This window comes from Methylobacterium sp. D48H (genome assembly GCF_053345715.1).
Map to the genome: position 1 here is coordinate 67,496 of NZ_JBKFAP010000013.1, position 22,498 is coordinate 89,993.

The 22,498-nt window shown below is 71.8% G+C and carries 25 protein-coding genes; 15 read left to right on the forward strand and 10 right to left on the reverse strand.

Going from position 1 to position 22,498, the window contains the following annotated elements; all coding sequences use genetic code 11:
- The first annotated feature begins 235 nt into the window (after positions 1 to 235).
- The 3 genes from ACLBX8_RS20060 to coaA all read left to right on the forward strand — a co-directional run bounded on the left by ACLBX8_RS20060 (position 236) and on the right by coaA (position 2,635).
- Positions 236 to 1,183, forward strand: coding sequence for an aspartate carbamoyltransferase catalytic subunit (locus ACLBX8_RS20060; RefSeq protein ID WP_026605274.1), 948 nt, complete (start codon positions 236 to 238; stop codon positions 1,181 to 1,183).
- 142 nt (positions 1,184 to 1,325) lie between these two features.
- On the forward strand, positions 1,326 to 1,649 hold the full coding sequence (locus ACLBX8_RS20065; RefSeq protein WP_447700647.1) for a phosphoribosyl-ATP diphosphatase: 324 nt from the start codon (positions 1,326 to 1,328) through the stop codon (positions 1,647 to 1,649).
- The gene (coaA, locus tag ACLBX8_RS20070; RefSeq protein WP_100253265.1) at positions 1,646 to 2,635 is read left to right on the forward strand and encodes a type I pantothenate kinase; all 990 of its coding nucleotides are present in this window, start codon (positions 1,646 to 1,648) and stop codon (positions 2,633 to 2,635) included. Before ACLBX8_RS20065 ends, coaA begins: the two co-directional genes overlap by 4 nt.
- A gap of 163 nt (positions 2,636 to 2,798) precedes the next feature.
- On the opposite strand, the gene thpR is transcribed toward coaA, so the two are convergent.
- Positions 2,799 to 3,338 (reverse strand): RNA 2',3'-cyclic phosphodiesterase, encoded by a 540-nt coding sequence (gene thpR, locus ACLBX8_RS20075; RefSeq protein ID WP_447700648.1) that lies wholly within the window; start codon positions 3,336 to 3,338, stop codon positions 2,799 to 2,801.
- Positions 3,338 to 3,949, reverse strand: a complete 612-nt coding sequence (locus ACLBX8_RS20080; protein WP_020095341.1) for an arylesterase — start codon at positions 3,947 to 3,949, stop codon at positions 3,338 to 3,340. Before ACLBX8_RS20080 ends, thpR begins: the two co-directional genes overlap by 1 nt.
- A gap of 204 nt (positions 3,950 to 4,153) precedes the next feature.
- Between ACLBX8_RS20080 and ACLBX8_RS20085 the strand changes: the two genes are divergently transcribed.
- Together ACLBX8_RS20085 and ACLBX8_RS20090 are read left to right on the forward strand one after the other, a co-directional pair.
- Complete coding sequence (locus ACLBX8_RS20085; RefSeq protein ID WP_376738864.1) at positions 4,154 to 4,855, forward strand: ABC transporter ATP-binding protein; 702 nt, start codon at positions 4,154 to 4,156, stop codon at positions 4,853 to 4,855.
- Positions 4,855 to 7,431 (forward strand): ABC transporter permease, encoded by a 2,577-nt coding sequence (locus tag ACLBX8_RS20090; RefSeq protein ID WP_447700649.1) that lies wholly within the window; start codon positions 4,855 to 4,857, stop codon positions 7,429 to 7,431. The genes ACLBX8_RS20085 and ACLBX8_RS20090 overlap by 1 nt, the downstream gene beginning before the upstream one ends.
- Before the next feature lie 160 nt (positions 7,432 to 7,591).
- Here the strand turns inward: ACLBX8_RS20090 and ACLBX8_RS20095 are convergent, their stop codons facing one another.
- Positions 7,592 to 7,915, reverse strand: coding sequence for a hypothetical protein (locus ACLBX8_RS20095; protein ID WP_447715658.1), 324 nt, complete (start codon positions 7,913 to 7,915; stop codon positions 7,592 to 7,594).
- Positions 7,916 to 8,076: 161 nt separating this feature from the next.
- Between ACLBX8_RS20095 and ACLBX8_RS20100 the strand changes: the two genes are divergently transcribed.
- From ACLBX8_RS20100 to ACLBX8_RS20110, 3 genes are all read left to right on the forward strand, one after another.
- The gene (locus ACLBX8_RS20100) at positions 8,077 to 8,664 is read left to right on the forward strand and encodes a PAS domain-containing protein (protein ID WP_020095345.1); all 588 of its coding nucleotides are present in this window, start codon (positions 8,077 to 8,079) and stop codon (positions 8,662 to 8,664) included.
- A gap of 425 nt (positions 8,665 to 9,089) precedes the next feature.
- Positions 9,090 to 9,860 (forward strand): Bax inhibitor-1/YccA family protein, encoded by a 771-nt coding sequence (locus ACLBX8_RS20105; RefSeq protein WP_020095346.1) that lies wholly within the window; start codon positions 9,090 to 9,092, stop codon positions 9,858 to 9,860.
- Positions 9,861 to 9,957: 97 nt separating this feature from the next.
- Entirely contained in the window at positions 9,958 to 10,860 is a 903-nt protein-coding gene (locus ACLBX8_RS20110) for a dihydrodipicolinate synthase family protein (RefSeq protein WP_447700650.1), read from the forward strand.
- A gap of 202 nt (positions 10,861 to 11,062) precedes the next feature.
- Here the strand turns inward: ACLBX8_RS20110 and ACLBX8_RS20115 are convergent, their stop codons facing one another.
- A complete protein-coding gene (locus ACLBX8_RS20115; RefSeq protein ID WP_447700651.1) occupies positions 11,063 to 11,956 on the reverse strand; it encodes a hypothetical protein in 894 nt (297 codons plus the stop codon).
- Between the two features lie 225 nt (positions 11,957 to 12,181).
- A complete protein-coding gene (locus tag ACLBX8_RS20120) occupies positions 12,182 to 12,556 on the reverse strand; it encodes a DUF2794 domain-containing protein (protein ID WP_020095348.1) in 375 nt (124 codons plus the stop codon).
- Between the two features lie 345 nt (positions 12,557 to 12,901).
- On the opposite strand from ACLBX8_RS20120, the gene bluB reads away from it, so the two are divergent.
- Positions 12,902 to 13,540: a 5,6-dimethylbenzimidazole synthase gene (gene bluB / locus ACLBX8_RS20125; RefSeq protein ID WP_354455250.1), complete on the forward strand. Its 639-nt coding sequence runs from the start codon at positions 12,902 to 12,904 to the stop codon at positions 13,538 to 13,540.
- A gap of 186 nt (positions 13,541 to 13,726) precedes the next feature.
- Positions 13,727 to 14,236, forward strand: coding sequence for a L,D-transpeptidase (locus tag ACLBX8_RS20130; RefSeq protein WP_020095350.1), 510 nt, complete (start codon positions 13,727 to 13,729; stop codon positions 14,234 to 14,236).
- 21 nt (positions 14,237 to 14,257) lie between these two features.
- Here ACLBX8_RS20130 and ACLBX8_RS20135 read toward each other — a convergent pair whose 3' ends face one another.
- Positions 14,258 to 14,566, reverse strand: a complete 309-nt coding sequence (locus tag ACLBX8_RS20135; protein ID WP_042669659.1) for a cupin domain-containing protein — start codon at positions 14,564 to 14,566, stop codon at positions 14,258 to 14,260.
- Between the two features lie 239 nt (positions 14,567 to 14,805).
- Between ACLBX8_RS20135 and ACLBX8_RS20140 the strand changes: the two genes are divergently transcribed.
- Positions 14,806 to 15,816, forward strand: a complete 1,011-nt coding sequence (locus tag ACLBX8_RS20140; RefSeq protein WP_056531165.1) for a 2-keto-3-deoxygluconate permease — start codon at positions 14,806 to 14,808, stop codon at positions 15,814 to 15,816.
- Between the two features lie 19 nt (positions 15,817 to 15,835).
- Here the strand turns inward: ACLBX8_RS20140 and ACLBX8_RS20145 are convergent, their stop codons facing one another.
- The gene (locus ACLBX8_RS20145; RefSeq protein WP_354455248.1) at positions 15,836 to 16,099 is read right to left on the reverse strand and encodes a DUF1674 domain-containing protein; all 264 of its coding nucleotides are present in this window, start codon (positions 16,097 to 16,099) and stop codon (positions 15,836 to 15,838) included.
- A 56-nt stretch (positions 16,100 to 16,155) separates the two neighbouring features.
- Here ACLBX8_RS20145 and ACLBX8_RS20150 point away from each other — a divergent pair, with 56 nt between their 5' ends.
- The 4 genes from ACLBX8_RS20150 (at position 16,156) to mscL (ending at position 20,778) form a co-directional block, all read left to right on the forward strand.
- Positions 16,156 to 17,535, forward strand: coding sequence for an RsmB/NOP family class I SAM-dependent RNA methyltransferase (locus tag ACLBX8_RS20150; RefSeq protein WP_447715659.1), 1,380 nt, complete (start codon positions 16,156 to 16,158; stop codon positions 17,533 to 17,535).
- A gap of 1,159 nt (positions 17,536 to 18,694) precedes the next feature.
- Complete coding sequence (locus ACLBX8_RS20155) at positions 18,695 to 19,405, forward strand: phosphatidylserine decarboxylase (protein ID WP_020092368.1); 711 nt, start codon at positions 18,695 to 18,697, stop codon at positions 19,403 to 19,405.
- Positions 19,406 to 19,413: 8 nt separating this feature from the next.
- On the forward strand, positions 19,414 to 20,289 hold the full coding sequence (locus tag ACLBX8_RS20160; RefSeq protein ID WP_447715660.1) for a CDP-alcohol phosphatidyltransferase family protein: 876 nt from the start codon (positions 19,414 to 19,416) through the stop codon (positions 20,287 to 20,289).
- A 69-nt stretch (positions 20,290 to 20,358) separates the two neighbouring features.
- Positions 20,359 to 20,778, forward strand: coding sequence for a large conductance mechanosensitive channel protein MscL (mscL, locus tag ACLBX8_RS20165; RefSeq protein ID WP_020092370.1), 420 nt, complete (start codon positions 20,359 to 20,361; stop codon positions 20,776 to 20,778).
- 4 nt (positions 20,779 to 20,782) lie between these two features.
- On the opposite strand, the gene ACLBX8_RS20170 is transcribed toward mscL, so the two are convergent.
- The 3 genes from ACLBX8_RS20170 to ACLBX8_RS20180 all read right to left on the reverse strand — a co-directional run bounded on the left by ACLBX8_RS20170 (position 20,783) and on the right by ACLBX8_RS20180 (position 22,472).
- Positions 20,783 to 21,058, reverse strand: coding sequence for a hypothetical protein (locus ACLBX8_RS20170; RefSeq protein ID WP_447715661.1), 276 nt, complete (start codon positions 21,056 to 21,058; stop codon positions 20,783 to 20,785).
- A 133-nt stretch (positions 21,059 to 21,191) separates the two neighbouring features.
- Positions 21,192 to 21,605 (reverse strand): DUF1236 domain-containing protein, encoded by a 414-nt coding sequence (locus tag ACLBX8_RS20175; protein ID WP_020092372.1) that lies wholly within the window; start codon positions 21,603 to 21,605, stop codon positions 21,192 to 21,194.
- 126 nt (positions 21,606 to 21,731) lie between these two features.
- The gene (locus tag ACLBX8_RS20180; RefSeq protein ID WP_331291163.1) at positions 21,732 to 22,472 is read right to left on the reverse strand and encodes a NepR family anti-sigma factor; all 741 of its coding nucleotides are present in this window, start codon (positions 22,470 to 22,472) and stop codon (positions 21,732 to 21,734) included.
- Positions 22,473 to 22,498 lie beyond the last annotated feature (26 nt).

Sequence of the window (22,498 nt, forward strand, 5' to 3'; positions counted from 1 at the left end):
GTTACCATCCGCCGGGAAAAAGGCCGCAGCCGCCTCTCGAAGTGCGACTGCGCCGATGGGCGCGCGCCGTCGATGACGGAGCGCGACGCGCCCCATCCTGCCGCCGGACGGACAGCCTGGGCCTCGAACCCGTGACGCCCGCAGCCCCTGACGGAGCGAGCGTCATGACTGAACCGGGATGAGCGCCGAACAGCCTTGCCCCCCGGGCGCGCCGCACCTACACCCGGGCCTCATCATGACGACGCCTCCGACCCCGGCCTTCCCGCACCGGCACCTCCTCGGCATCGAGGGCCTGACCCGGCCCGACATCGAGGGGCTGCTCGACGCCGCCGAATCCGCCGTCGACATCTCGCGGCAGGTGGAGAAGAAGCGCACGACCCTGCGGGGCCGCACGCAGATCAACCTGTTCTTCGAGCCCTCGACGCGGACGCAATCGTCCTTCGAGCTCGCCGGCAAGCGGCTCGGCGCCGACGTGATGAACATGTCGGTGGCCTCGTCCTCGGTGAAGAAGGGCGAGACCCTGATCGACACCGCCGCGACGCTCAACGCCATGCGGCCCGACATCATCGTGGTCCGTCACGAATCGGCGGGCGCCGTTCACCTGCTCGCCCGCAAGGTCGACTGCGCGGTGGTTAATGCCGGCGACGGCGCCCACGAGCATCCGACCCAGGCCCTCCTCGACGCGCTCACCATCCGCCGCAACAAGGGCCGGATCGAGGGCCTGCAGGTGGCGATCTGCGGCGACGTCCTGCACTCGCGGGTGGCGCGCTCCAACATCATCCTGCTCCAGGCCATGGGCGCGCGGGTCCGCCTGATCGCGCCCTCGACGCTGCTGCCCTCCGGGATCGAGCGCTTCGGCGTCGAGACCTTCACGGACATGCGCAAGGGCCTCGTCGGCTGCGACATCGTGATGATGCTGCGCCTCCAGCGGGAGCGCATGAACGGCTCGTTCGTCCCGTCCGTGAAGGAGTATTTCCGCTACTTCGGCCTCGACGGCGAGAAGCTGGCGCTCGCCAAGCCCGACGCGCTGGTGATGCATCCGGGGCCGATGAACCGCGGTGTCGAGATCTCCTCCGAGATCGCCGACGGGGCGCAGTCGCTGATCCGCGAGCAGGTCGAGATGGGCGTCGCCGTCCGCATGGCCGTGCTGGAGGCGCTGGCGCGGCACCTGCCGAACGGGTGAACCCAAGACAACGGGTGATCCCCAGACAAAGCCGGGCGGCCTTCACCCGCTCCGCTTGCCCGCCGAGCGGCCGTGGCGCAGTTTCCTGCCGAAATCCGGCCCTGATCTGTATAAGGGGCCGTCGCAACATGCAGATCGCTTCATGACCGCCTACACGCTCGCCGACCTCGCCGCCCTCGTGGCGAGCCGTGCCGGGACCGATCCGGCCACCTCCTACACGGCCAAGCTCCTGTCCGAGGGCCCCGCCAAGGCGGCCAAGAAGCTCGGCGAGGAGGCGGTGGAGGCGGCGATCGCGGCCGCACAGGGCGACAAGACCGGCCTGCGGAACGAGGCCGCCGACGTGCTCTACCACCTCGTCGTGCTGCTCCGGGCGGGTGGGGTCGAGCTCGATGCCGTGATGGCGGAGCTGGAGCGTCGCACGGCCCAGAGCGGCATCGCCGAGAAGGCCGCGAGGCGCCACGCGTGAACGCGGCCGCGCTGCCGGGCTCGGTCGAGGCGATCCTCGAAGCGTCCGACCGGCTCTCGCCGTATCGCCGCTTCAACCGCGAGGAATGGGCGCAGCTGCGCGCCGACACGCCGCTCACCCTCAACCAGGAAGACCTGGAGCGGCTGCAATCGATCAACGACCCGATCTCGGTCGAGGAGGTGGTGGCGATCTACCTGCCGCTGTCCCGTCTGCTCGCCCTGTACGTCGCGGCGACGCAGGGCCTGTTCAAGGCGACGCAGCGCTTCCTGCTGGCCGAGCGCGAGACCAAGGCGCCCTACATCATCGGGCTCGCCGGGTCGGTGGCGGTGGGCAAGTCCACGACCGCCCGCATCCTGACCGCCCTGCTGGCGCGCTGGCCCAACACCCCCAAGGTCGACCTCGTCACCACCGACGGATTCCTGCTGCCCAACGCCGAGCTCGCCGCCAACGGGCTGATGGAGCGCAAGGGTTTCCCGGAGAGCTACGACACCGCCGCGCTGCTGCGCTTCCTCCACGACGTGAAGGCCGGCCACAAGCGCGTCACCGCGCCGCTCTACTCGCACCTCGTCTACGACCGGGTGCCCGGCGAGGAGCGGGTCGTGGAGAGCCCCGACATCCTGATCGTCGAGGGCCTGAACGTGCTCCAGCCGGCGCGGCTGCCGCGGGACGGGACCGCGATCCCGTTCGTGTCCGACTTCTTCGACTTCTCGATCTATCTCGACGGTCACGAGGACGACCTGCACCGCTGGTACGTCACGCGCTTCATGAAGCTGCGGCAGACGGCGTTCCGCGACCCGCGCTCGTACTTCCGGAAATACGCCGAGATCGCCGAGACCGAGGCCCTCGACATCGCCGACCGGCTCTGGACGACGATCAACCTGCCGAACCTGCGCGAGAACATCGTGCCGACCCGCCAGCGGGCGAGCCTGATCCTCACCAAGGGCGCGAGCCACCGGATCGAGAGCGTGGCCCTGCGGCGGCTATGAACCGATGCGGGACGATCGCACGATCGGCCCGCATGAAGACCGAACCTCCGTCATCACGAGCGACGCGAAGTGACCCAGGGCAGCGCGACGTTCGGGGCGATGTCGCCGCCTCTGGATTGCTTCGCTTCGCTCGCAAGGACGTGAACGACCGAGCCTAGGCGCATCACGCGAACGGGAACTCCGCCTCCGCCACGTACGGACCGCCGCCGGTCGAGTCCCGCGCCGAGAACAGCGTCACCCGGTCCGACGTGTAAATCAGCGGCGCGAAGACCGGCGCCTGCGACAGGTACATCGCCGCCGCCTCCGGCGTGGCGTCGCGCCGGAGGCGCGCCAGGGTCACGTGCGGGGTGAATTTCCGCCGCTCCGGCTCGACCCCGGCCCGGCGCACGAGCCGCTCCTGCTCGGCCTGGAGATCCGTCAGCTCCGCCTCCGGCACCACCGAGGCGTAGAGCGCCCGCGGCCTGTCGCCGCCGAAGATGCCGAGGCCGTCGAGCGTCACCGTCAGGGCCGGGCGGACCCGCATCTCGGACAGCGCCTCCACCACGTCGTCGGCCGTGGTCGCGTCGACGTCGCCGATGAACCGCAGGGTCACGTGGAAGTCGTTAGGCTCGATCCAGCGGGCCCCGGGCAGGCCGCCCTGCCAGGCCCTGAGCGCGTCGGCGATCGCGGGCGGCACCGCGAGGCCAGTGAACAGGCGCGGCACTACCGCGACGCCCCCTGCCGGAGGCCCCCCAGGAAACCCTCCACCGTCGGCAGCATGCGGGAAGCGATGGTCTCCACGCCCTGCCGGTTCGGGTGGATCATGTCGTCGAGGTGCTGCGCCCGGTCGCCGATGATCCCGTCGAGGAAGAACGGGTAGAGGGTCAGGCCGTAGCGTTTGGCGAGCGCCGGGTAGATCGCGTCGAACCGGGCCTTGTAGTCGGGTCCGAGGTTGGGCGCGGCCTGCATGCCGGCGAGCAGGACCGGGATGCCCCGCGCCTTCAGCCGCTCGATGATCGCCGAGAGCGCGCCCTCGGTGACCTTCGGGTCGGTGCCGCGCAGCATGTCGTTGGCGCCGAGTTCGAGGATCACGCCCGCGGTCCCGTCCGGCACCGACCAGTCGACCCGGTCGAGGCCGCCCGTGGCGGTGTCGCCGGAGACGCCGGCATTGGCGACCGTCACGTCCGCGCCCCTGGCCTTGAGCAGGCGCTCCAGCACGGTCGGGAAGGCGGCGTCGGCCGGGAGTTTGTAGCCCGCGGTCAGGCTGTCGCCGAGGGCGACGAGCTTGACCGGCTCGCCGGGCGCGGCCCGCGCTCCCGGCGCGACGGCTGTCATGAAAGGGACCATCAGGAGCGCTAGCGCTGCGGCATACAGGGCCGTGCGGCGGAACACAGCGCGCGCGTCATGGCGCGGCCCCAATGCCGAACCCATATCGCGGTGCACCCGCGGCCCGTAGAGCCAAGATCGAAGCCGAAGGGATCGACCCCACGTGAGGACCTCGCGCGCCATGCTCGTCATCGCCCACAGATCGGCTCACCGGTGAGCCAAGGCAAGGTGCTGCGCGAGCCCGCGATCGCGCTGTCGGACATCGATCTCAGCCTCGGCCGCGGCGCCGCCCGCGTCCACGTCCTGCGCGGCATCTCGCTGAATGTCGACCGCGGCGAGGCGGTCGGCCTCGTCGGCCCGTCCGGCTCCGGCAAGTCGACGCTGCTGATGGTCATGGCCGGGCTGGAGCGGCCCGATTCCGGCGGCGTCGTCATCGAGGACACCGACCTCGTCCGCCTCGACGAGGACGCCCTCGCCCGGTTCCGCGGCCGGCGCATCGGCATCGTGTTCCAGGCCTTCCACCTCGTGCCGACCATGACGGCGCTCGAGAACGTGGCCCTGCCGCTGGAACTCGCCGACCGGCCCGGCGCCCTGGAGCGCGCCCGCGCCGAGCTGGAGGCGGTCGGCCTCGGGCACCGGCTGCACCATTACCCGGCGCAGCTCTCGGGCGGCGAGCAGCAGCGGGTCGCCATCGCCCGGGCGGTCGCCCCCGACCCGGCGATCCTGGTCGCCGACGAGCCCACCGGTAACCTCGACGAGGCCACCGGCCGCCAGATCGTCGACCTGCTGTTCCGGCTGAAACGGGACCGCGGCGCGACGCTGGTCCTCGTCACCCACGACAACGGCCTCGCCCGCCTGTGCGACCGCACCGTGCGCCTGCGCTCGGGGCGGATCGAGGAGGCGGTGACCGCCTGATGCACGGCACGATCACCCGCCCCGACCCCGCGCCCCGCCGGATCCCGCTCACCCTGCGCCTCGCGCTGCGCGAGTTGCGGGCCGGGCTCAACGGCTTCGCGGTGTTCCTCGCCTGCATCGCGCTGGGCGTCATGGCCATCGCGGGCGTGGCGTCGATCTCGCGCTCGCTGTCCGACGGGCTCGGCCGGGAAGGCCGGCGCATCCTCGGCGGCGACCTCGCCTTCAACCTCATCAACCGCGAGGGGACCGACGCGGAGAGGCAGGCGCTGGCGCGCGAAGGCCGCCTCGACATCGTCGCCTCCCTGCGGGCCATGGCGGTGGCGGGCAGCGGCGACGCGGCCCTGGTCGAGCTGAAGGCCGTCGACCCCGCTACCTATCCGGCCGCCGGCGACCTCGCGACCGACCCGCCGGGGCGCCTCGCCGAACTGCTGGCGGCGCGCGACGGGGTGCCGGGGGCGCTCGCCGACCCGGCCCTGCTCACCCGCCTCGATGTCAAGGTCGGCGACCGGATCACGCTCGCCGGGCACGACGTGGCGATCCGCGGCACCATCGTGTCCGAGCCCGACAAGATCGCCGGCGGCATCGGCTTCGGGCCGCGGCTGATGGTCTCCGAGCCGACGCTCCGCGCCACCGGCCTCGTCCAGCCCGGCAGCCTCAACCGCTGGAGCTACCGCCTGGTCCTGCCGCCCGGCACGCCGGACGCCGACCTCGACGCGGCGCAGGCTCGGATCCGCGCCGCCACCCCCGAGGCCGGCTGGGAGATCCGCTCGCGCACGAACGCCGACCCGCGCTTCGCCAAGAGCATCGAGCGCTTCACGCAGTTCCTGACCCTGGTGGGGCTCACCGCGCTGATCGTCGGCGGCGTCGGGGTCGGCAACGCCGTCCACGCCTTCGTGGAGCGCAAGCGGCCCTCGATCGCGACCCTCAAGAGCGTCGGCGCGCCGGGCTCGCAGGTGGTCGCCCTGTACCTGACGCAGGTGATGCTGATCGCCGGCCTCGGCACCGGGATCGGCCTCGCGATCGGCGCGAGCCTGCCCTTCCTCCTCGACGCCCTGTTCTCCGCCGACCTGCCGCTGCCGCTGAACCCGACGCTGGCCCCGGGAGAACTGGCGCTCGCGGCCGCCTACGGTCTGATCACGGCCTTCGCCTTCGCGATCACGCCGCTCGGCCGCGCCCACGACGTGCCGGTCTCCGGCCTGTTCCGCGACACGGTCGACCCGGCCCGCGTCAGCCCGCGCTGGCGCTACCGGATCTGGCTCGCCGTCAGCCTCGCGGCCCTGGTCGGCCTGTCGGTGGCGACCGCCTTCGACCGGCGCGTCGCGCTGATCTTCATCGCGGCGGCCGCCATCGCGTTCGGCCTGCTGCATCTGGTGGCGCTCGGCCTGATGGCGCTCGCCCGCCGCCTGCCGCACCCGCGCTGGCCGGCGCCCCGGATGGCGCTCGCCAACCTGCACCGGCCCGGCGCCCTGACGCCCGCCATCGTCCTGTCGCTCGGCCTCGGCGTGACGCTCCTCGTGACGCTCAGCCTGATCGACGCCAATGTCCGCCGCACGATCAGCGCGACCCTGCCGGCCCGGGCGCCGAACCTCTTCTTCCTGGACATTCCCTCCCGGGACGCCGCCCAGTTCCGCGAGTTCCTGGCGCGCTCGGCCCCGAGCGGGAAGATCGAGGATGTGCCGATGATGCGCGGCCGGATCGTCGCCCTGAACGGCGTGCCGGCGAGCAAGATCCGCCCCCCGGAAGACGCCGCCTGGGTGCTCGACGGCGACCGGGGCATCACCTACGCCGACGCGGTGCCGGACGGCTCCAGCCTCACCGAGGGCGCGTGGTGGAGCCCGGAGCAGGGCGCGAAGCCGCTGGTCTCCTTCGAGGCCGACCTCGCCCGCCAGCTCGGCCTGAAGCTCGGCGACACCGTGACGGTGAACGTGCTCGGGCGCGACCTCACCGCGACGATCTTCAACCTGCGCCGGGTGGAGTGGCGCAACCTCGGCATCAACTTCGTGATGGTGTTCTCGCCGGGCACCTTCCGGGGCGCGCCGCATTCCGACCTCGCGACGCTGACCCTGCCCGGCGGCACCGACGCTTCCGCCGAGAACCGCATCCTGCGCGACGTCGCCAAGACCTTCCCGTCAGTGAGCGCCGTGCGGGTGAAGGACGCCCTCGACGCGATCGGGGACCTCGTCGGCCGGCTGGTCCTGGCGATCCGGGGGGCGAGCGCCGTGGCGGTGCTGGCGAGCCTGTTCGTGCTGGCCGGCGCCATCGCGGCCGGGCACCGGGCGCGGCTCTACGACGCCGTCGTGCTCAAGGTGCTGGGCGCGAGCCGGGCGCGGCTGCTGACCGCCTACGCCCTCGAATACGCCGCGCTGGGGCTCGCCACGGCGCTGTTCGGCCTCCTGGCCGGGACGCTCGCCGGCTGGGTGATCGTCGCCAAGGTCATGCACCTCGACTTCCGCCTCGACCTGTCGGGCGCGCTGGTCGCGGCCGTGGCCGCGGTGGCGCTGGCGATCCTCCTCGGGCTCGTCGGCACGTGGCGGATCCTGGGGCAGAAGCCGGCGCCGTATCTCCGGCAGGCCTGACGGAGGCCGATCCCGCAGGCTCCGTATCCGGTTCAGCCCCGGCGGAGGCCGCGATCGAGGCCGTCGAGAGCGGCGGACCGCGCCCGGCCGGAGACGGTCCGGCGGGATATCGAAGCCCTCGGTCCGTGGGGGAGGGGTTTCCAACCGTCGGACCCCGCGCTCACGGGTCGCCGCGCTCCGCATTCTCCGCGGTGCGCGCGCATGCCTCGGTCGGTCCGGGGCCGACCAGAGCTTGGACCGCCTCACCGAATCGCCTCCGCGCCGCAGGATCGAGTCGGCGCAGGTGGACCCCGACCAGCATCAGCAGCCGCTCCGTCTCCCGCTCGATGGCCGGACGGTCCACAGATCCGCAGTGATCGGAACCGTAGAACGCCTCGATCGGCAAATCGAGGGACTGCGCAATCCTGTTGAGCGCGCGCGCGGCGGAGGATTCCACCTTCCGGTCAGCAATCGTCCGCAGGAATTCGAGTCCGTTCTCATCCATGGCGGCCCCTCGAATCACTCGCGACGGGGGAAAATTTCCCAACCATGACAAGAGGTGCCCCCGTGAAGGGGTATTCGCAAGTGAACTCTTTGTCATTTCGCCGGAAGATTGGTACGGAGCTAGACATTCGAGCTTCGAGCGGCCCGGGGGGACCGTCCACCATGCGCATCAACGTCATCGATGGCTACGCGGAGAACGCCGACCGTCTCCGGGCGGCTCTCGAAGCCTCGTGCGTTGTGGGAGCCTGGGAGTGGGACCACGTCCGCGGCGTGGTCGTCTACGACGCGGGCGCGGCCCGGTTGCTGACCGGCAATCCCGACCTTGCCGACCGTCCGATCAACGGGCCGATGGCGCTGGCCGCGGTGCATCCCGAGGACATGACGTGGTTGATGGACCACATGCTCCGGGCCGTCCGGTCGAGCGGGCTGGTCCTTGCGGAGTACCGCGTGTTCAAGGCGGACGGCACCGTGCGCTGGCTCCTCAGCCGGGGGCGGACCCATCGGAACGAGGACGGCGAGCCGCAGCGCTCGCACGGCATCCTGATGGACATCACCGAGATCCGCGACGGCGGCGACCGCTACGTGGTCGGCAGGCCCATGGCGGGCGGCGACCCGCTGGAGCGGGCGGCCGACCTCGCCGTCGCGCTCAAGGAGACGCTCACCGACGACATGCCCGCGGAGGTGCGGGCGGCCGCCGACCTGATGCTGCTCGGTCTGGGTCGCGCCCTGGCCCGCCGGATGACGCACTGAACCGCCCCTCCCGGACGGCCCAGATCCCGCGCGCCGGAGAGCGGATCTCCGAGGCTGCGGACCCGCCATGCAGGCACGAACCCGCCGGGATTCGGCGGTCCGGACCGGAGAAACCGGGGCGCGCGCGGACGCACGTGGCATAAGGAAGCCGTTAAGACTTCGCGCGGGCACATCGAAACGCCTGGACGGCGGCAACCGTCAGTCGAACAACCCGACGACGGAGCGGAATGCATTTTAATCCCGGCCCAGATGGACAAAAATACATCCGCCGGACACGCAAAAGCCGCCCCGGAACCGTGGCCGGGGACTTGTGTCGCGGCTTCGGGCGCAACATATTCCCGACCGAGGCGCCAGCCCGGCGCCAGAGGTCCTGCGTGGGCCTCGACCGAACACCACGCTGAGAGAGCCTCCGCAAGGAAACTCCCATGGCATTCGAGAACAGCCCCTTCCGGTACGGCGCCCAGCAGCCGACCGGCTACGCCGGCACCCAGGTCGAGGTCGATCAGGGCCTGCGCACCTTCATGCTCGGCGTCTACAACAACATGATCGTCGGGCTCGGCATCTCGGGTCTCGTCGCGCTCGGCCTGAACATGGCCTCCGTGGCGGCCTACCAGGGCACCCGCCCGATCCTGACCCCGTTCGGTCAGACTCTCTACCTCAGCCCGCTGAAGTGGGTCCTGATGCTCGCCCCGCTGGCGTTCATCTTCGTCTTCTCCATGCGGATGGACCGGATGTCGGCCTCTTCCGCCCGAACGATGTTCTGGGCCTTCGCGGCGGTGATGGGCGCCTCGATGTCCTCGCTCCTCCTGGTGTTCACCGGGGGCAGCGTGGTGCAGGTGTTCTTCATCACGGCGGCGGCCTTCGGCTCGCTCAGCCTGTGGGGCTACACCACCCGGCGCAGCCTCTCCGGCATGGGCTCGTTCCTGATGATGGGCCTGATCGGCATCATCCTCGCGTCGCTGGTGAACATCTTCTTCGCCTCGTCGGCCCTCCAGTTCGCCATCTCGGTGCTGGGCGTGCTGATCTTCGCGGGCCTGACCGCCTACGACACCCAGAAGCTCAAGGAGATGTATCTCTACGGCGGCTTCGACGGCGAGATGGCGGCCAAGATGTCGGTGAACGGCGCCCTGACGCTCTATCTCGACTTCATCAACATGTTCCAGTTCCTGCTGAGCCTGATCGGCGACCGCCGATAAGCCAGCCCGAACAAGACGGGACGAGGGAACCCCGGCGGGACACCGCCGGGGTTTCTTTTTGCCTGGCCGCCGCGCGCGGATGCGCTAGGCTCGGGCCATGCCCGCGCTCTCCGACCTCTCCGGCCTCTCAGCTTTCCCGATCACCCCGAGCGACGCAGACGGCCGCGTCGACGCGGAAGCGCTGCGCCGGTTGCTGGAGCCCCTGGCGGCCGCCGGGGTCGACTCGATCGGCCTCCTCGGCAGCACCGGGACCTACGCGTACCTGAGCCGCGAGGAGCGGCGCCGGGCGGTGGCGATCGCCGCCGAGGCCGTGGCCGGACGGGTCCCGCTCCTCGTCGGCATCGGCGCCCTGCGCACCGACGAGGCCGTCCGCCTCGCGCAGGACGCGCGGGCGGCCGGCGCGGATGCCGGGCTCCTCGCCCCCGTCTCGTACACGCCGCTCACCGAGGCGGAGGTCGAGGCGCATTTCGCGACCGTAGGGGAGGCGGGCGGCCTGCCCCTCGTCCTTTACGACAACCCCGCGACCACGCATTTCCACTTCACGCCGGCGCTGATCGGCCGGATCGCCCGCCAGCCCGGGATCGTGGCCGCCAAGTGCGCCGCGCCGGAACCGGCGCGGGCCGCCTCCGGGATCGCGACCCTGCGGGAGGCCGTCCCGGCGGGCTTCCCCATCGGGTTCAGCGGCGACTGGAACGTCACCGAGGCGCTGATCGCCGGCGGCGCGGCGTGGTTCAGCGTGGCGGGCGGCCTGTTTCCCCGGACCTGCCTGGCGATCGTCCGGGCCGTGGCGGCGGGCGAGACCGAGCGGGCCCGCGCCCTCAACGCCGAGCTGGAGCCCCTCTGGAGGCTGTTCCGGACGCATTCCAGCCTGCGGGTGGTCTACGCCCTGGCCGATCTCATGGGCCTGTGCCGCGCCGAGCCGCCGCGGCCGATCCGGCCCCTGGCGCCGGAGACGGTGGCCGAGATCGCCGCGACCGTCCGGCGCCTGTCCCTGTCCTGAGCGGGCGCGGCGCGCGGATCACTCCGGAGCCGGGCAGCGCATTCCGGGAGGACGGCGCAGACCGATGCGCGCGACATCGATGCGTCGGGCCTCCTTCCGACCGAGCCGGATCACGGGGGCAGGCGCGCGCGACGCCGACGCCGGGCCGATCGGTCGACGATGCCGCGGCATCAGACACATCCGATCGGCGCCATCATACCGGTCAGGGCCCCGCGGGCGGGCGGATCCGGGACAGCGCCCTCCGATAGCCCAGCCAGGTCGAGCGCCGCCCTCTGAGGCCTTGGCCGACGCGCTCGGACAGCCTGCGCGCGCCGTCGCCGGCCGGGCGCAGATGATCCGGGTCTCCGAAGTCGGCGCCGGCATATTCATCGTTCGAGAATTCGTCGACGAGTTGCGCATCGCAGCGCTCGCAGAGCGCGCGCACCTTCCGGAACAGCGGCAGGTCGGCGGGGAGAGCGGCGCGATAATCGTCCCTGACCGGCGGGATCACGACGCAGACCCGATCACCGCGCCGCCTGGCGAAAGCCAGGATAGCGGCAAGGCGCGCGAACTGCTCGCCTCCCGCATATCTCTGCTCGCTCAGCGCGACGTGCCGGGCGACCCTGCGGGCGAGCTGGTTAGCGTCCTGCGCGAAGAAGAACACGTCGTCCGACCTCGTGAAGCCGTTATACAGGTGAGGCGGAACGTCGGAAAAGTCCGGCCAGGGAATATGGAGATCCATCGTCCAGAGAAGGTCGTCGAGGTGCTGGGGCCACCCGAAGCCGAACGCCCGGCGCAGGAATACCGCGCGCCCCTTCTCGGAGGTTTTCAGACAGTCGAAGCCGTAAGAGAAGATGGAGTACAGGACGACGACCTGTCTCAGGTGACGATTGCGCCGCGCGGCCCACCCGTACATCATCGCGCTCTGCGACAGATCCTGACTGATGGTGCAGAGATTGAACGATCCATCAATGTGAGCCGGATCTATACCGTACTCTCCATGCGAAGATCCGATGATGATCGTATCCACATCGGGGCCGACTTCCATGAACGTGTTGCGCTTCGCCTCGAGCTTGGCGAAGTAGATTTCCGTCTCGAACGGCAAATCAGGCGACATGGCAGCGGCTATTATCCGGAAGGACAGTCGATGGATTCGCCTGTCTATCCTGCCGTGCATCGATCAGCCACCTGGGGTTACAATCGCTCGACGCCTGTCGCGCAGTTGGACCTCAGGCTCGATCGTATGCCCCGTCCGCGGCTCGGCGGGCCCAGCGAGCGCTAGGCCAGCACAAGGATCGCCGGAGCGCCGTAGCGCTCCTATCGGCACTGCGGGACGTCGCCGTCAGACCGCCGCCGGTGCCGGTTCCAGCACGGCGATCACCCGGGCGAGCTCGGTACCGCGCTTCAGGATCTGGCCGCTCGCGGCGACGACGGCGTAGGCCCCCTGGCGCCGGGCGAGCTTGGGATCCTTCTCGATGCGGTAGAGCGGCATCTCGGAGGAGCGCCGGTAGATCGAGAACACCGCCTTGTCGCGGCGGAAATCGAGGGCGTAGTCGCGCCACTCGCCCGCGGCGACCTGCCGGCCGTAGAGGTTGAAGATCGTGCGGAGCTCGTCCCGGTTGAAGGCGATCTGCGGAGGGGCCGCGCGGGCGGGGAAGGGGATGACATGGCCCGCCGCCTCGTCGGGCCTCGACCCGGCGCTCGTCCTCTCGGTCATCACGGCTCCCGTGCATCGATGCTTTGCCGGATGATGGGCCTCGCCGCCGCGGCCCGCAAGGGTCGCGCACGCCGTGTCCCGCGAGACACGCCCAAGCGACAAAAAACACGGTTTGGCCCGATTCACGCCTTTTGCAGGCCGCGTTGCGGCGCGACAACAGGCGTCGAACCTCGCCGGGTTCTGCCCGGTCGGCGACCGACACCCAGCTCCCCAGCCATCGGTCGCCGCTCGGGATCCCAGGATCCGGCACTCCGAGGTTTCGAGACCCAAGACTTCAGGCCGCCCCTCGGGCGGCCTTTTTTCCGTTTCCCGTCGGGCCGGGGTTGCGGCTATGCCAGCCGCACCATGGGCCCGCCCGCCTTCGACGCCGCCTTCCTGCACGACCTCGACGCGCTGTTCGCGTGGCGCCGCGACGTGCGCCGCTTCCGGACGGATCCGGTCGACGAGGACGCCCTGCGCGCCTGCCTCGCGGCGGCCCACCGGGCCCCCTCGGTCGGCAACAGCCGGCCCTGGCGCTTCGTGCGGGTCGCGGATCCGGGACGCCGCCGCGCGGTCGCGGAGAACTTCGCCGGCTGCAACGAAGCCGCGGCCGCGGGCTACGCGACCGATCGGGCCGCGCAGTACCGCGGCTTGAAGCTCGCCGGCCTGCGGGAGGCGCCGGTCCATCTGGCCGCCTTCTGCGACGCGGCCACCGAGACCGGCCTCGGCCTCGGCCGGGCCAGCATGCCGGAGACCCTGGCCTACTCGGTCGTGGGGGCGGTGCAGTGTTTCTGGCTCGCCGCCCGGGCCCGCGGCCTCGGCGTCGGCTGGGTCTCGATCCTGGAGCCGGAGGCGGTCACGGCGATCCTGGCCGTGCCGGAGACGTGGCGGCTCGTGGCCTATCTCTGCGTCGGCTACCCGGTGGAGGAGCATCTCGACCCGGAACTGGAGCGCCACGGCTGGCAGTCGGAGGACCGGCGCGGGAGCGAACTCCACGAGCGCTGAGACGCGCGCGGAGCGGCGGCCCCGTCGCGCGGCAACGGCCCGTACACCCTGGTTCGTGGTTGCTCTTTTACCGTGCCCCGCGGATCCGCAGAATGACCCCGCGTCAACCATAGCTTTTCTCGGAACGGTAAGCTCGGCCGGGGATTACTTGCCCGCGTCTAGTCTAGCTTTGCGAGGATCGCGGTGATGTCGGGTCGGGTGGCGGCTCTATTCGGTTTGGCCGGCGCGATGCTGGCCGGTTGTTTCCAGGCGGCGCAGGCGCGCGAGATCGTCCCCTTCGCCAACGGCGTCGCGCCGGGCTCGGTGGTGATCAGCGTGTCGCAGCGCAAGCTCTACCTGGTGAACGGCGACGGCACGGCGATCCGCTATCCCGTGGCGGTGGGCCGCCCCGGCAAGCAGTGGTTCGGCATCAAGCCGATCGACGGCAAGTACGTCGCCCCCGCCTGGTCGCCCCCCGCGGAGGTGAAGCGCGACAACCCGCGGTTGCCGAACCTCATCGCGGGCGGCTCGCCGCACAATCCCATGGGGGCGGCGGCGATGACGCTCGCGGGCGGCGAGTACGCCATCCACGGCACCAACCGGCCGAACTCGGTCGGCACCTACGCGTCCTACGGCTGCATCCGGATGTACAATCAGGACGTGGTCGACCTCTACGCGCGGGTCGATGTCGGCACGCAGGTCTACATGACCCACTGAACCCAACGCGCCCCGCCGGCCTCACCCGGCCGGCGGGGCGGTCGCCTCGACGGCCGTGAAGGTCTCCAGGATCCGGTAGGTGTGCGCGGCGCCGGCCGGCACGCAGTAGGAATCGCCCGGCGCGAGCGCCACGGTCTCGCCCTCCAGCACGAGCTCGGCCCGGCCGCTGATGACGTAGCCGACCGTCTCGTGCGCCGAGGTGGTCATCGGCTTGTCGGCGTTGGGCTCCTCGGCCCGCCACATCCGCATGCCGAGCCGCTCGCCGCGGGCGAGGTGGATCTCGCCGTGCGGGCCCGCGGCCGCGCTCCGGGCCGATACTGTCGTCGCCATCGTCGCCTCCCTCCGGTGAACCTCGCCAACGGGGCCCGGCGTCCGACGTTCCGCGCCCGACAGCGCGACACGTTCGGCAAGCCCCGCGCCGGCGCGCCGCTTGACGGCCCGCGCCGCGCCCCGACAGGATGACGCACCGGTCCGAGAGGCGCCCGACAGAGGCGCGGGCCGGCGCGGCGTCCGCGATCCGCCCCAGGTCCGGCGCGTCGGCGGACGACCCGGATCGGGAGGGACGCGCCATGCAGATCAAGGCGGCGATCGACAGGATTCCCGGCGGCCTGATGCTGATGCCGCTCCTGCTCGGGGCCCTGTGCAAGACCTTCGCGCCGGGCGCCCCGGCCTATTTCAAGGGCTTCACGCAGGGGATCATGACCGGCGTGATCCCGATCCTGGCGGTCTGGTTCTTCTGCATGGGTGCCTCGGTCAGCCTGAAGGCGACCGGCACAGTGCTGCGCAAGTCCGGCACGCTGGTGGCGACCAAGCTCGTCGCCGCCTGGGCGATCGTGCTGGTGGCCGGGCTGTTCATCCCGCCCGAGGGCATCCAGACCGGCTTCTTCGCCGGCCTGTCGATCCTGGCGATCGTCTGCGCCATGGATATGACCAATGGCGGCCTCTACGCCTCGCTGATGCAGACCTACGGCAGCCGCGAGGAGGCCGGCGCCTTCATTCTGACCTCGATCGAGTCCGGCCCGCTGATGAGCATGATCATCCTCGGCGCCTCCGGGGCGGCGCATTTCGAGCCGCAGATCTTCGTGGGCGCGGTGCTGCCCTTCCTGGTCGGCTTCGCCCTCGGCAACCTCGACCCGAAGCTCCGGGCCCTGTTCGCGCCCGGCGGCCAGCTGATGATCCCGTTCTTCGCCTTCGCGCTGGGGAACACGGTCGACCTCAACAACCTGCTCTCGCCGCTCGCGGGGCTCGGCATCGTGCTGGCGCTCGCGGTGATCGTCCTGACCGGCATCCCGCTGATCCTGGCCGACCGGGCGATCGGGGGCGGGACCGGCACGGCCGGCTTGGCCGCCTCCTCCACCGCCGGGGCGGCGGCCGCCAACCCGCTGGCGATCGCCGCCGTCGCCCCGCAATTCGCCCCCTCGGCGCAGACCGCCACCGTGCTGGTGACGATCTGCATCATCGTCACCTCGATCCTCGTGCCGATCCTGACCGGGCTCTGGTACCGGCGGTTCGGGGCGGGCGTCGCCGAGGCCCGGGCCGAGGAAGAGGCCGGCGCGCCGCTGGCGGTCCCGGCCGAGTAGGCGCCCCGCGGCGGGTCCCTCAGAAGTCGACCGCGAGGCCCTTCACCTCCCAGTCGTCGTAGCGGACCGGCTCAAGGCCGCCGCGCCCCTGTCGCTCGGGCTTGGCGCTGATCTCGGCGGCCCGGGCGTCGATCGCCGCGCGGCGCTCGGCGGCCTCGGCGAGGGCGCGCTGCGCCGCCGGGCTGAGGATGCGGGGCGGGGCGGCGCCGTCTCCGGCCTCCGCGGCCGGGTCCTGTCGGTGCGGGTCCTGTCGGTGCAGGTCTTGTGCGGTCGGCTCTTGCATCGCGCTCGCTCGGGTGTGAGGGCGTGGGTCGGGAAGACGTCGGATCTGGAGCAGAAGTGGCATCGCGGGACACAGGCCGCAACACGCGGAACGCAGCGGCACCGGGCGGGACCGGTCCGGACATCGCGGGACTGGGCGCGCGCCGCGCGGCGATGCAGGCGGTCGCGGCCCTGATCGGCCAGGAGCGCCCCCCCGCCCTCGACGACGCCCTCGCCCAGGCGATCCGCGCCGAGGCGCTGGCGCCGGCCGATGCCGGGCTGGCGCGGGCCATCGCGGTGGCGACCTTCCGCCGCTACGGTCTGATCCGCGCCGCCCTGGCCGCGCGGCTGGAGCGCGGGCTCCCGGCGGCCAAGCCGCAGCTCACGGCCCTGCTGGCCACCGCGACCGCCCAGATCCTCGACCTCGCGGTCCCCGACCACGCCGCGGTCGACCTCGCCGTGCGGCTCGCCAAGGCGGATACCCGCACGGCCCATCTCGCCGGGCTCGTCAACGCGGTGCTGCGCCGGGTCGCCCGCGAGCGCGACGCGATCCTGGCCGCGGACGCCGACGCCCTGGCGGTCAACACCCCGGACTGGCTCGCCTGCCGCTGGGTCGCGGCCTACGGGCCCGAGCGCGCGGCCGCGATCGCCCGCGCCCACCTCGCGGGGGCCGCCATCGACCTGACCCCGCGGGGCGAGCCCGCCGACTGGGCCGCGCGGCTCGGCGCCGTGACCCTGCCGACCGGCTCCCTGCGTCTGCCCGAGAACGGCCCGGCTATTCCCGAGCTGCCGGGCTTCCAAGAGGGAGCGTGGTGGGTCCAGGACGCCGCCGCGGCGTTGCCGGCCCGGCTCCTGGCGCCGCGGGACGGCACCCGCGTCCTCGACCTCTGCGCGGCGCCCGGCGGCAAGACCCTGCAGCTCGCCGCCACCGGCGCCCGGGTCACGGCGGTCGATCGGTCCGCACCGCGGCTGGAGCGCCTGCGCGAGAACGTCGCGCGGCTCGGCTTCGCCGTCGACGTCGTGGTCGCCGACGCCCTCGCCCTGGAGCCGCAGGACCACGACGCCGTGCTGCTCGACGCGCCGTGCTCGGCCACCGGGACGATCCGGCGCCATCCGGACGTGGCCTGGACGAAGGCCGAGGCCGATATCGGGCGGCTTGCCGCGCTCCAGGCGAAGCTCCTCGACCACGCGGCCGGGCTGGTGCGGCCGGGCGGCCTCCTCGTCTACTGCACCTGCTCGCTGGAGCCGGAAGAGGGCGAAGCGCAGGTGGCGGCGTTCCTGGCCCGCGATCCCCGCTACGCGCGGGTGCCGGTCCGGCCCGAGGAGGTCGGCGGCGCGGCGGCGCTGATCGACGACCGCGGCGACCTGCGCACGCTGCCGTGCCACCTACCGGAGTTGGAGGGCGCCCGCGGCGGCCTCGACGGCTTCTTCGCGAGCCGCCTCCGGCGGGCGGACTGACCGGGGGCGCGGGCCGGGTTTTCTGGAGGCGGGCCGGCGGTCCGCCCCCGCCCCATCATTTCGTGGGGTGCCGCAGGCGAGCCCGGAACCCGGACCTGCCGACGGTGCATTCCCGATCGTGTTGCAAAGGTCCGGAAGACAGGCGTCTGCGGGTCGGCACAGCCGCGCCGCGACGCGATCCCTCTCTCGCACGGGAGAGGGACCTGCGCCTGACTCTCATCTTGTTTCCGGGTCATGGGATCGATTCCGCCGTCCTCGCGAGCGGAGCGAGGCGATCCAGGGTCGCGCCCCGCTCAACGACGTCGCGCCGCCCTGGGTCGCTTCGCTGCGCTCGCGATGACGGAGAGGGGCGTCGACCGCGCTGGGCCGCTCAGTTTGCCTTGACAATGTTCCTATTTTGTGCTTCCTGACCGCACCTGTCCGCGGCGGCCCGGGAGCGATCCCGGGCCGTCCTTCGGGGGCCCGCCCGGTGGCTGACCGTGCGGGTCCGGGGACGGGGCGGCGCCCGCGTCGGTGGCTCTCAGCCGCCATCGCCCCGGGCGGCGGACCGGTGCGGGGCGTGCCTCGGACGCGGGCGTGAGACCGGGCGGCACTGTGCCCGGCGGGGTGAGGAAATGCCCCCGCGCCGACCCGCCTCTGGGCCGAACCTGAGCGACCTGCGGACCCGCCCACTACGAGGCGGGGAACGGCTGGAAGGCCACGGCGCCGATGCGGGTTCCGGGGGTTGCGGGCACGGCGTGCGCGCACCTCGACCGAGACCGCTAACGGGGAGTCGCAGGACCGGGACGTCGGAGACGCCGCGACGAGACAGACGGCAGCGGCCGGGGACCATGCCCGGTCGATGCCGCGGGGCGCCGCGGGGATCGGATCCCGCGCGTACTTGGCCGACACCTGGGTTCCCGCGGCGTCCCGCGTCCCTCGTGCTCGCCTCCCGGGCCATGCCCCCGGCGCCACGCGCGCGCGGGGACGATCACGCGTGTCCGCGAGCCTCGGCGTTTCGCGCCCGAATCGGCGCCGGAGCGCCCCCCGGCCGGAGCGGGCGCTCCGGCCCGCGGCGACCCGCGACCCCTGGAAAGTTGACGGCGGCCCGGCGGACTGCCATCCGCCCGTCCGACACGTCCGCCCGCCCGCGCGCGACATCCTCGAGTCCGAAGAGCCCATGACCGACCTGATCGAGACGATCCGCCGGACGCTCGTGCCGATCCACAAGGAGGGCTATCCCTTCATCCTGATCGGCATCGTGCTGACGGTGCTGGCCGGCTACTTCTCCCAGTTCTTCGGCTGGATCTTCCTGATCCTCACCCTCTGGGTCTGCTACTTCTTCCGCGATCCGGAGCGCGTCACCCCGGTGGCGGACGGGCTCGTGATCTCGCCCGCCGACGGGCGCGTGAACCTCATCGCCACCGTCCTGCCGCCGCCCGAGCTCGACCTGCCGCAGGTGCCGACCCTGCGGGTCTCCGTGTTCATGAACGTGTTCGACTGCCACGTGAACCGGGTGCCGGTGGCGGGCCGGATCGGCCAGATCCACTACACGCCGGGCCTGTTCCTCAACGCCGAGCTCGACAAGGCCAGCGACGACAACGAGCGCAACGGCATGGTCATCGAGACGACCCATGCCGGCCAGCCGAAGCGGGTCGGCGTGGTGCAGATCGCCGGCCTCGTGGCGCGGCGCATCGTCGGCTTCGTCGCGGCGGGCGACGTGCTCGGCGTCGGCGAGCGGTTCGGCCTGATCCGCTTCGGCTCGCGGGTGGACGTGTACCTGCCGGCCGGCTCGACCGTGCTGGTCGGCCTCGGCCAGAAGGCGGTGGCCGGCGAGACGGTGCTGGCCGATCTCGGCGGCGGCCCGGAGCGGCTGTTCAAGCGGATCTGAGGCGGACAATGGACGATCTCTTCCCGCCCTTCGCGCCCGACCCGAACGAGCCGCGGCCGCGCCGGTTCAAGCCGGTGCCGTTCCGGATGATCGCGCCCAACATGATCACCCTGATGGCGCTCTGCCTCGGGCTGACGGCGATCCGGCTCGCCTTCGAGGGCAAGTTCGAGCCCGCGGTCATCGCCGTGGTGGTGGCCGGGGTGCTCGACGGCATCGACGGGCGGGTGGCGCGGCTGCTCAAGGGGACGTCGCGCTTCGGCGCGGAGCTCGACTCGCTCGCCGACTTCGTGAATTTCGGCTGCGCCCCGGCGCTGATCCTCTACGGCTTCGTGCTGTTCCACCTGAAGTCGGTCGGCTGGATCGTGGCGCTGATCTTCGCCATCGCCATGGCGCTGCGCCTCGCCCGCTTCAACGCGATGCTGGACGACCCGAACCGGCCGGAATGGAAGAAGGACTTCTTCGTCGGCATGCCGGCCCCGGCGGGGGCGCTCACCGCGATGCTGCCGCTCTACCTGCACTTCCTGGGCTTCGGCATCGAGACCTGGGCGGCGCCCGCGGTGCTGATCTACGTGCTGTGCATCGCCCTCCTGGTGGTCTCCACGGTCCCGACCTACTCGGGCAAGACCATGGGCAAGCGGGTGCCGCGCAGCCTCGTCCTGCCGATCTTCCTGTTCGGCGTCGCGGCCTTCGGCATCCTGATCAGTTACCCGTTCGAGGCGCTGGTGGCGGTGAGCGGCGGCTACCTGCTGACCATCCCGGTCGTCGCCGCCCAGTATCGCCGGCGGCTCAAGGCGGAGCCGGCGCTCCCGGCCGGGGAGCGGCCCGCCGCCGGAGCGGACGCGCAGCCCGAGAGCGCCGCGGAGGCGCGGCCGCCGGCCGTCTAGCCGGACCGGGCGCTGGCCGCCGCGGGATTCTCCCCTACCTTGGCAGCGTTCGCGGAGGGGATCTCGGAGATGCTCGAGGAATTCAAGAAGTTCGCGCTGCGCGGGAACGTGGTCGATCTCGCGGTCGGCGTGATCATCGGCGCGGCCTTCGGGGCCATCGTCAATTCGGCCGTGCAGGACATCTTCATGCCGGTGATTGGCGCGATCACGGGCGGGCTCGATTTCTCGAACTACTACATCCCGCTCTCGTCCAAGGTGCAGGCCGGTCTGCCCTATGTGGACGCGAAGAAGCAGGGCGCCGTCCTCGGCTACGGCCAGTTCCTGACGCTGACGCTCAACTTCGCGATCGTCGCCTTCGTGCTGTTCCTGGTGATCCGGGCGATGAACCGTCTCCAGCACGCCGAGGTCAAGAAGCCCGACGAGGTGCCGGCCGACGTGAAGCTGCTCTCCGAGATCCGCGACCTCCTGGCGACGAAGCCGCGCGTTTGACGGCTCAGCCCGCGCGCGTGTCGTCGTCCCGCGGCTTCACCCCGAAGGCGTCGAGGATCTGGTCGAGGGCCTGCCCGACGGCGCCGGTGCCCTCCTCGTGGGTCTTCAGGCGGGTCTCGAGCCTGCGGATCTGCGGCTCGAACGCGTCCGGCACCGGGTCGTCGCCCAGGAAACGCGGCTTGTCGGTCCCGACCGGCAGGACGGTGCGCAGCTGCTGGCCGAGATGGTCGCGCACCGGCTCGGGGAGCGTGGATTTCGGATCGGCGGAATTGTCGCTCATGATCGCCTCACGGGTCGAACCGTTCCTCAACGGCCGGACGGATGAAGCGTTGCGCCGGCGGCCGCGTCTGCGGGAATGCCCCCGGAGCCAAGCTCCGGGGGCGTTCGGGCCGGCACGAGACCGGCCCAGGGTCTTAGTCGATGACCTCGACGATGCGGTGACCGCGGTCGACCAGCACCGGGCGGTCGTTCACCACGGTGTAGCGGTAGCCCGGCTGCACGCGGTACTCGCTCGGCACATCGTAGTAGGTCACGCCCGAGTTCGGCAGGGTGGTGCCGACGGCAACGCGGCCGTCGTAGTCGTACGAGCGGACGTTGCGCTCGCGGACGTAGCTGCGGAAGCGCGGGGCCATGTCGACGCCGAGGATGCCGCCCACCGTGCCGGTGGCCGCGCCGACCGCGCCGCCGACGATGCCGCCGATCGGGCCTGCCGCGTCGGCACCCGCGGCGGCGCCGCGCTCGGCGCCCGGGATGGTGCCCTGGGCCTGGGCGGCCAGCGGCAGCGAGAGGGCGAGAGCCGAGGCGGCGATGAGGGTCTTGAAGGTCATGCGGTGCGTCTCCGTTCCGTGGTGTTTCGCCGCGCAGGCGCAGCGAAGCTCGGGCCGGTAACGCCCGATCCCCGGAATCGGATGCATCTTTTTTTGTTGACTGCCGGACCGTGGCTGGCCGGCCGCCTACGCGTCCTTGGGCATCGCCGACTGGATGAACCGGTCGGAGCCGAGATCCTCCTCGTCGTAGCCCAGGAGCTCCGCGAGGCGGCCGCGGGCGCGGCTGACGCGGCTCTTCACGGTACCGACCTTGCAGCCCATGATCGTGGCGGCCTCCTCGTAGGAGACGCCCTCGGCGCCGACCAGCACCAGCGCCTCGCGCTGGTCCGGCGGCAGCTTGGCGAGCGCCGACTGCAGGTCCTCGACGTCGAGCCTGTCGCCCTGGTGCGGCGCGGTGGCGAGCCGGGCCGCGTAGGACCCGTCCTGGTCCTCGACCTCGCGGACCCGCTTGCGATGGTCCGAGTAGAAGATGTTGCGCAGGATCGTGAACAGCCACGCGTTCAGGTTCGTCCCCGGCTGGAACCGGGCGCGGTGCTGCCAACCCTTCAGCAGGGTGTCCTGGACGAGGTCGTCCGAGCGGGCCGGGTTCGAGGTCAGCGACAGCGCGAAGGCGCGCAGCGACGGCACGGCCGCGAGCAGGCCGTTGCGGAATTCGGGCTCGATCGCCTCGCCCCGGGCGCGCAGCGCCGCCTCGAGCTTCTCGATCAGCTCGGCGAAGCGGGACGGCAGCGTCTCCTCGCCGATCCGCTCGTAGACCGTGCGCAGATGCTCCCCGAGATGCGTGCGGATGCCGGGCGCCAGGTTCGGGCGGCCATCCCGAGTCCCGTCCTCCTGGGACAGGACGGTGTCGGTGTCGTCGCGGGTCATGCGTGTCGCGCTCGTCAACTCATCGT

Bases quoted from the DNA above. Each gene is read 5' to 3' on its own strand.
- ACLBX8_RS20060 (WP_026605274.1), top strand. From the start codon at position 236: ATGACGACGCCTCCGACCCCGGCCTTCCCGCACCGGCACCTCCTCGGC.
- ACLBX8_RS20065 (WP_447700647.1), top strand. From the start codon at position 1,326: ATGACCGCCTACACGCTCGCCGACCTCGCCGCCCTCGTGGCGAGCCGT.
- ACLBX8_RS20080 (WP_020095341.1), bottom strand. From the start codon at position 3,949: ATGACAGCCGTCGCGCCGGGAGCGCGGGCCGCGCCCGGCGAGCCGGTC.
- ACLBX8_RS20090 (WP_447700649.1), top strand. From the start codon at position 4,855: ATGCACGGCACGATCACCCGCCCCGACCCCGCGCCCCGCCGGATCCCG.
- ACLBX8_RS20095 (WP_447715658.1), bottom strand. From the start codon at position 7,915: ATGGATGAGAACGGACTCGAATTCCTGCGGACGATTGCTGACCGGAAG.
- ACLBX8_RS20100 (WP_020095345.1), top strand. From the start codon at position 8,077: ATGCGCATCAACGTCATCGATGGCTACGCGGAGAACGCCGACCGTCTC.
- ACLBX8_RS20105 (WP_020095346.1), top strand. From the start codon at position 9,090: ATGGCATTCGAGAACAGCCCCTTCCGGTACGGCGCCCAGCAGCCGACC.
- ACLBX8_RS20110 (WP_447700650.1), top strand. From the start codon at position 9,958: ATGCCCGCGCTCTCCGACCTCTCCGGCCTCTCAGCTTTCCCGATCACC.
- ACLBX8_RS20115 (WP_447700651.1), bottom strand. From the start codon at position 11,956: ATGTCGCCTGATTTGCCGTTCGAGACGGAAATCTACTTCGCCAAGCTC.
- ACLBX8_RS20120 (WP_020095348.1), bottom strand. From the start codon at position 12,556: ATGACCGAGAGGACGAGCGCCGGGTCGAGGCCCGACGAGGCGGCGGGC.
- bluB (WP_354455250.1), top strand. From the start codon at position 12,902: ATGGGCCCGCCCGCCTTCGACGCCGCCTTCCTGCACGACCTCGACGCG.
- ACLBX8_RS20130 (WP_020095350.1), top strand. From the start codon at position 13,727: ATGTCGGGTCGGGTGGCGGCTCTATTCGGTTTGGCCGGCGCGATGCTG.
- ACLBX8_RS20135 (WP_042669659.1), bottom strand. From the start codon at position 14,566: ATGGCGACGACAGTATCGGCCCGGAGCGCGGCCGCGGGCCCGCACGGC.
- ACLBX8_RS20140 (WP_056531165.1), top strand. From the start codon at position 14,806: ATGCAGATCAAGGCGGCGATCGACAGGATTCCCGGCGGCCTGATGCTG.
- ACLBX8_RS20145 (WP_354455248.1), bottom strand. From the start codon at position 16,099: ATGCAAGAGCCGACCGCACAAGACCTGCACCGACAGGACCCGCACCGA.
- ACLBX8_RS20155 (WP_020092368.1), top strand. From the start codon at position 18,695: ATGACCGACCTGATCGAGACGATCCGCCGGACGCTCGTGCCGATCCAC.
- ACLBX8_RS20160 (WP_447715660.1), top strand. From the start codon at position 19,414: ATGGACGATCTCTTCCCGCCCTTCGCGCCCGACCCGAACGAGCCGCGG.
- mscL (WP_020092370.1), top strand. From the start codon at position 20,359: ATGCTCGAGGAATTCAAGAAGTTCGCGCTGCGCGGGAACGTGGTCGAT.
- ACLBX8_RS20170 (WP_447715661.1), bottom strand. From the start codon at position 21,058: ATGAGCGACAATTCCGCCGATCCGAAATCCACGCTCCCCGAGCCGGTG.
- ACLBX8_RS20175 (WP_020092372.1), bottom strand. From the start codon at position 21,605: ATGACCTTCAAGACCCTCATCGCCGCCTCGGCTCTCGCCCTCTCGCTG.
- ACLBX8_RS20180 (WP_331291163.1), bottom strand. From the start codon at position 22,472: ATGACCCGCGACGACACCGACACCGTCCTGTCCCAGGAGGACGGGACT.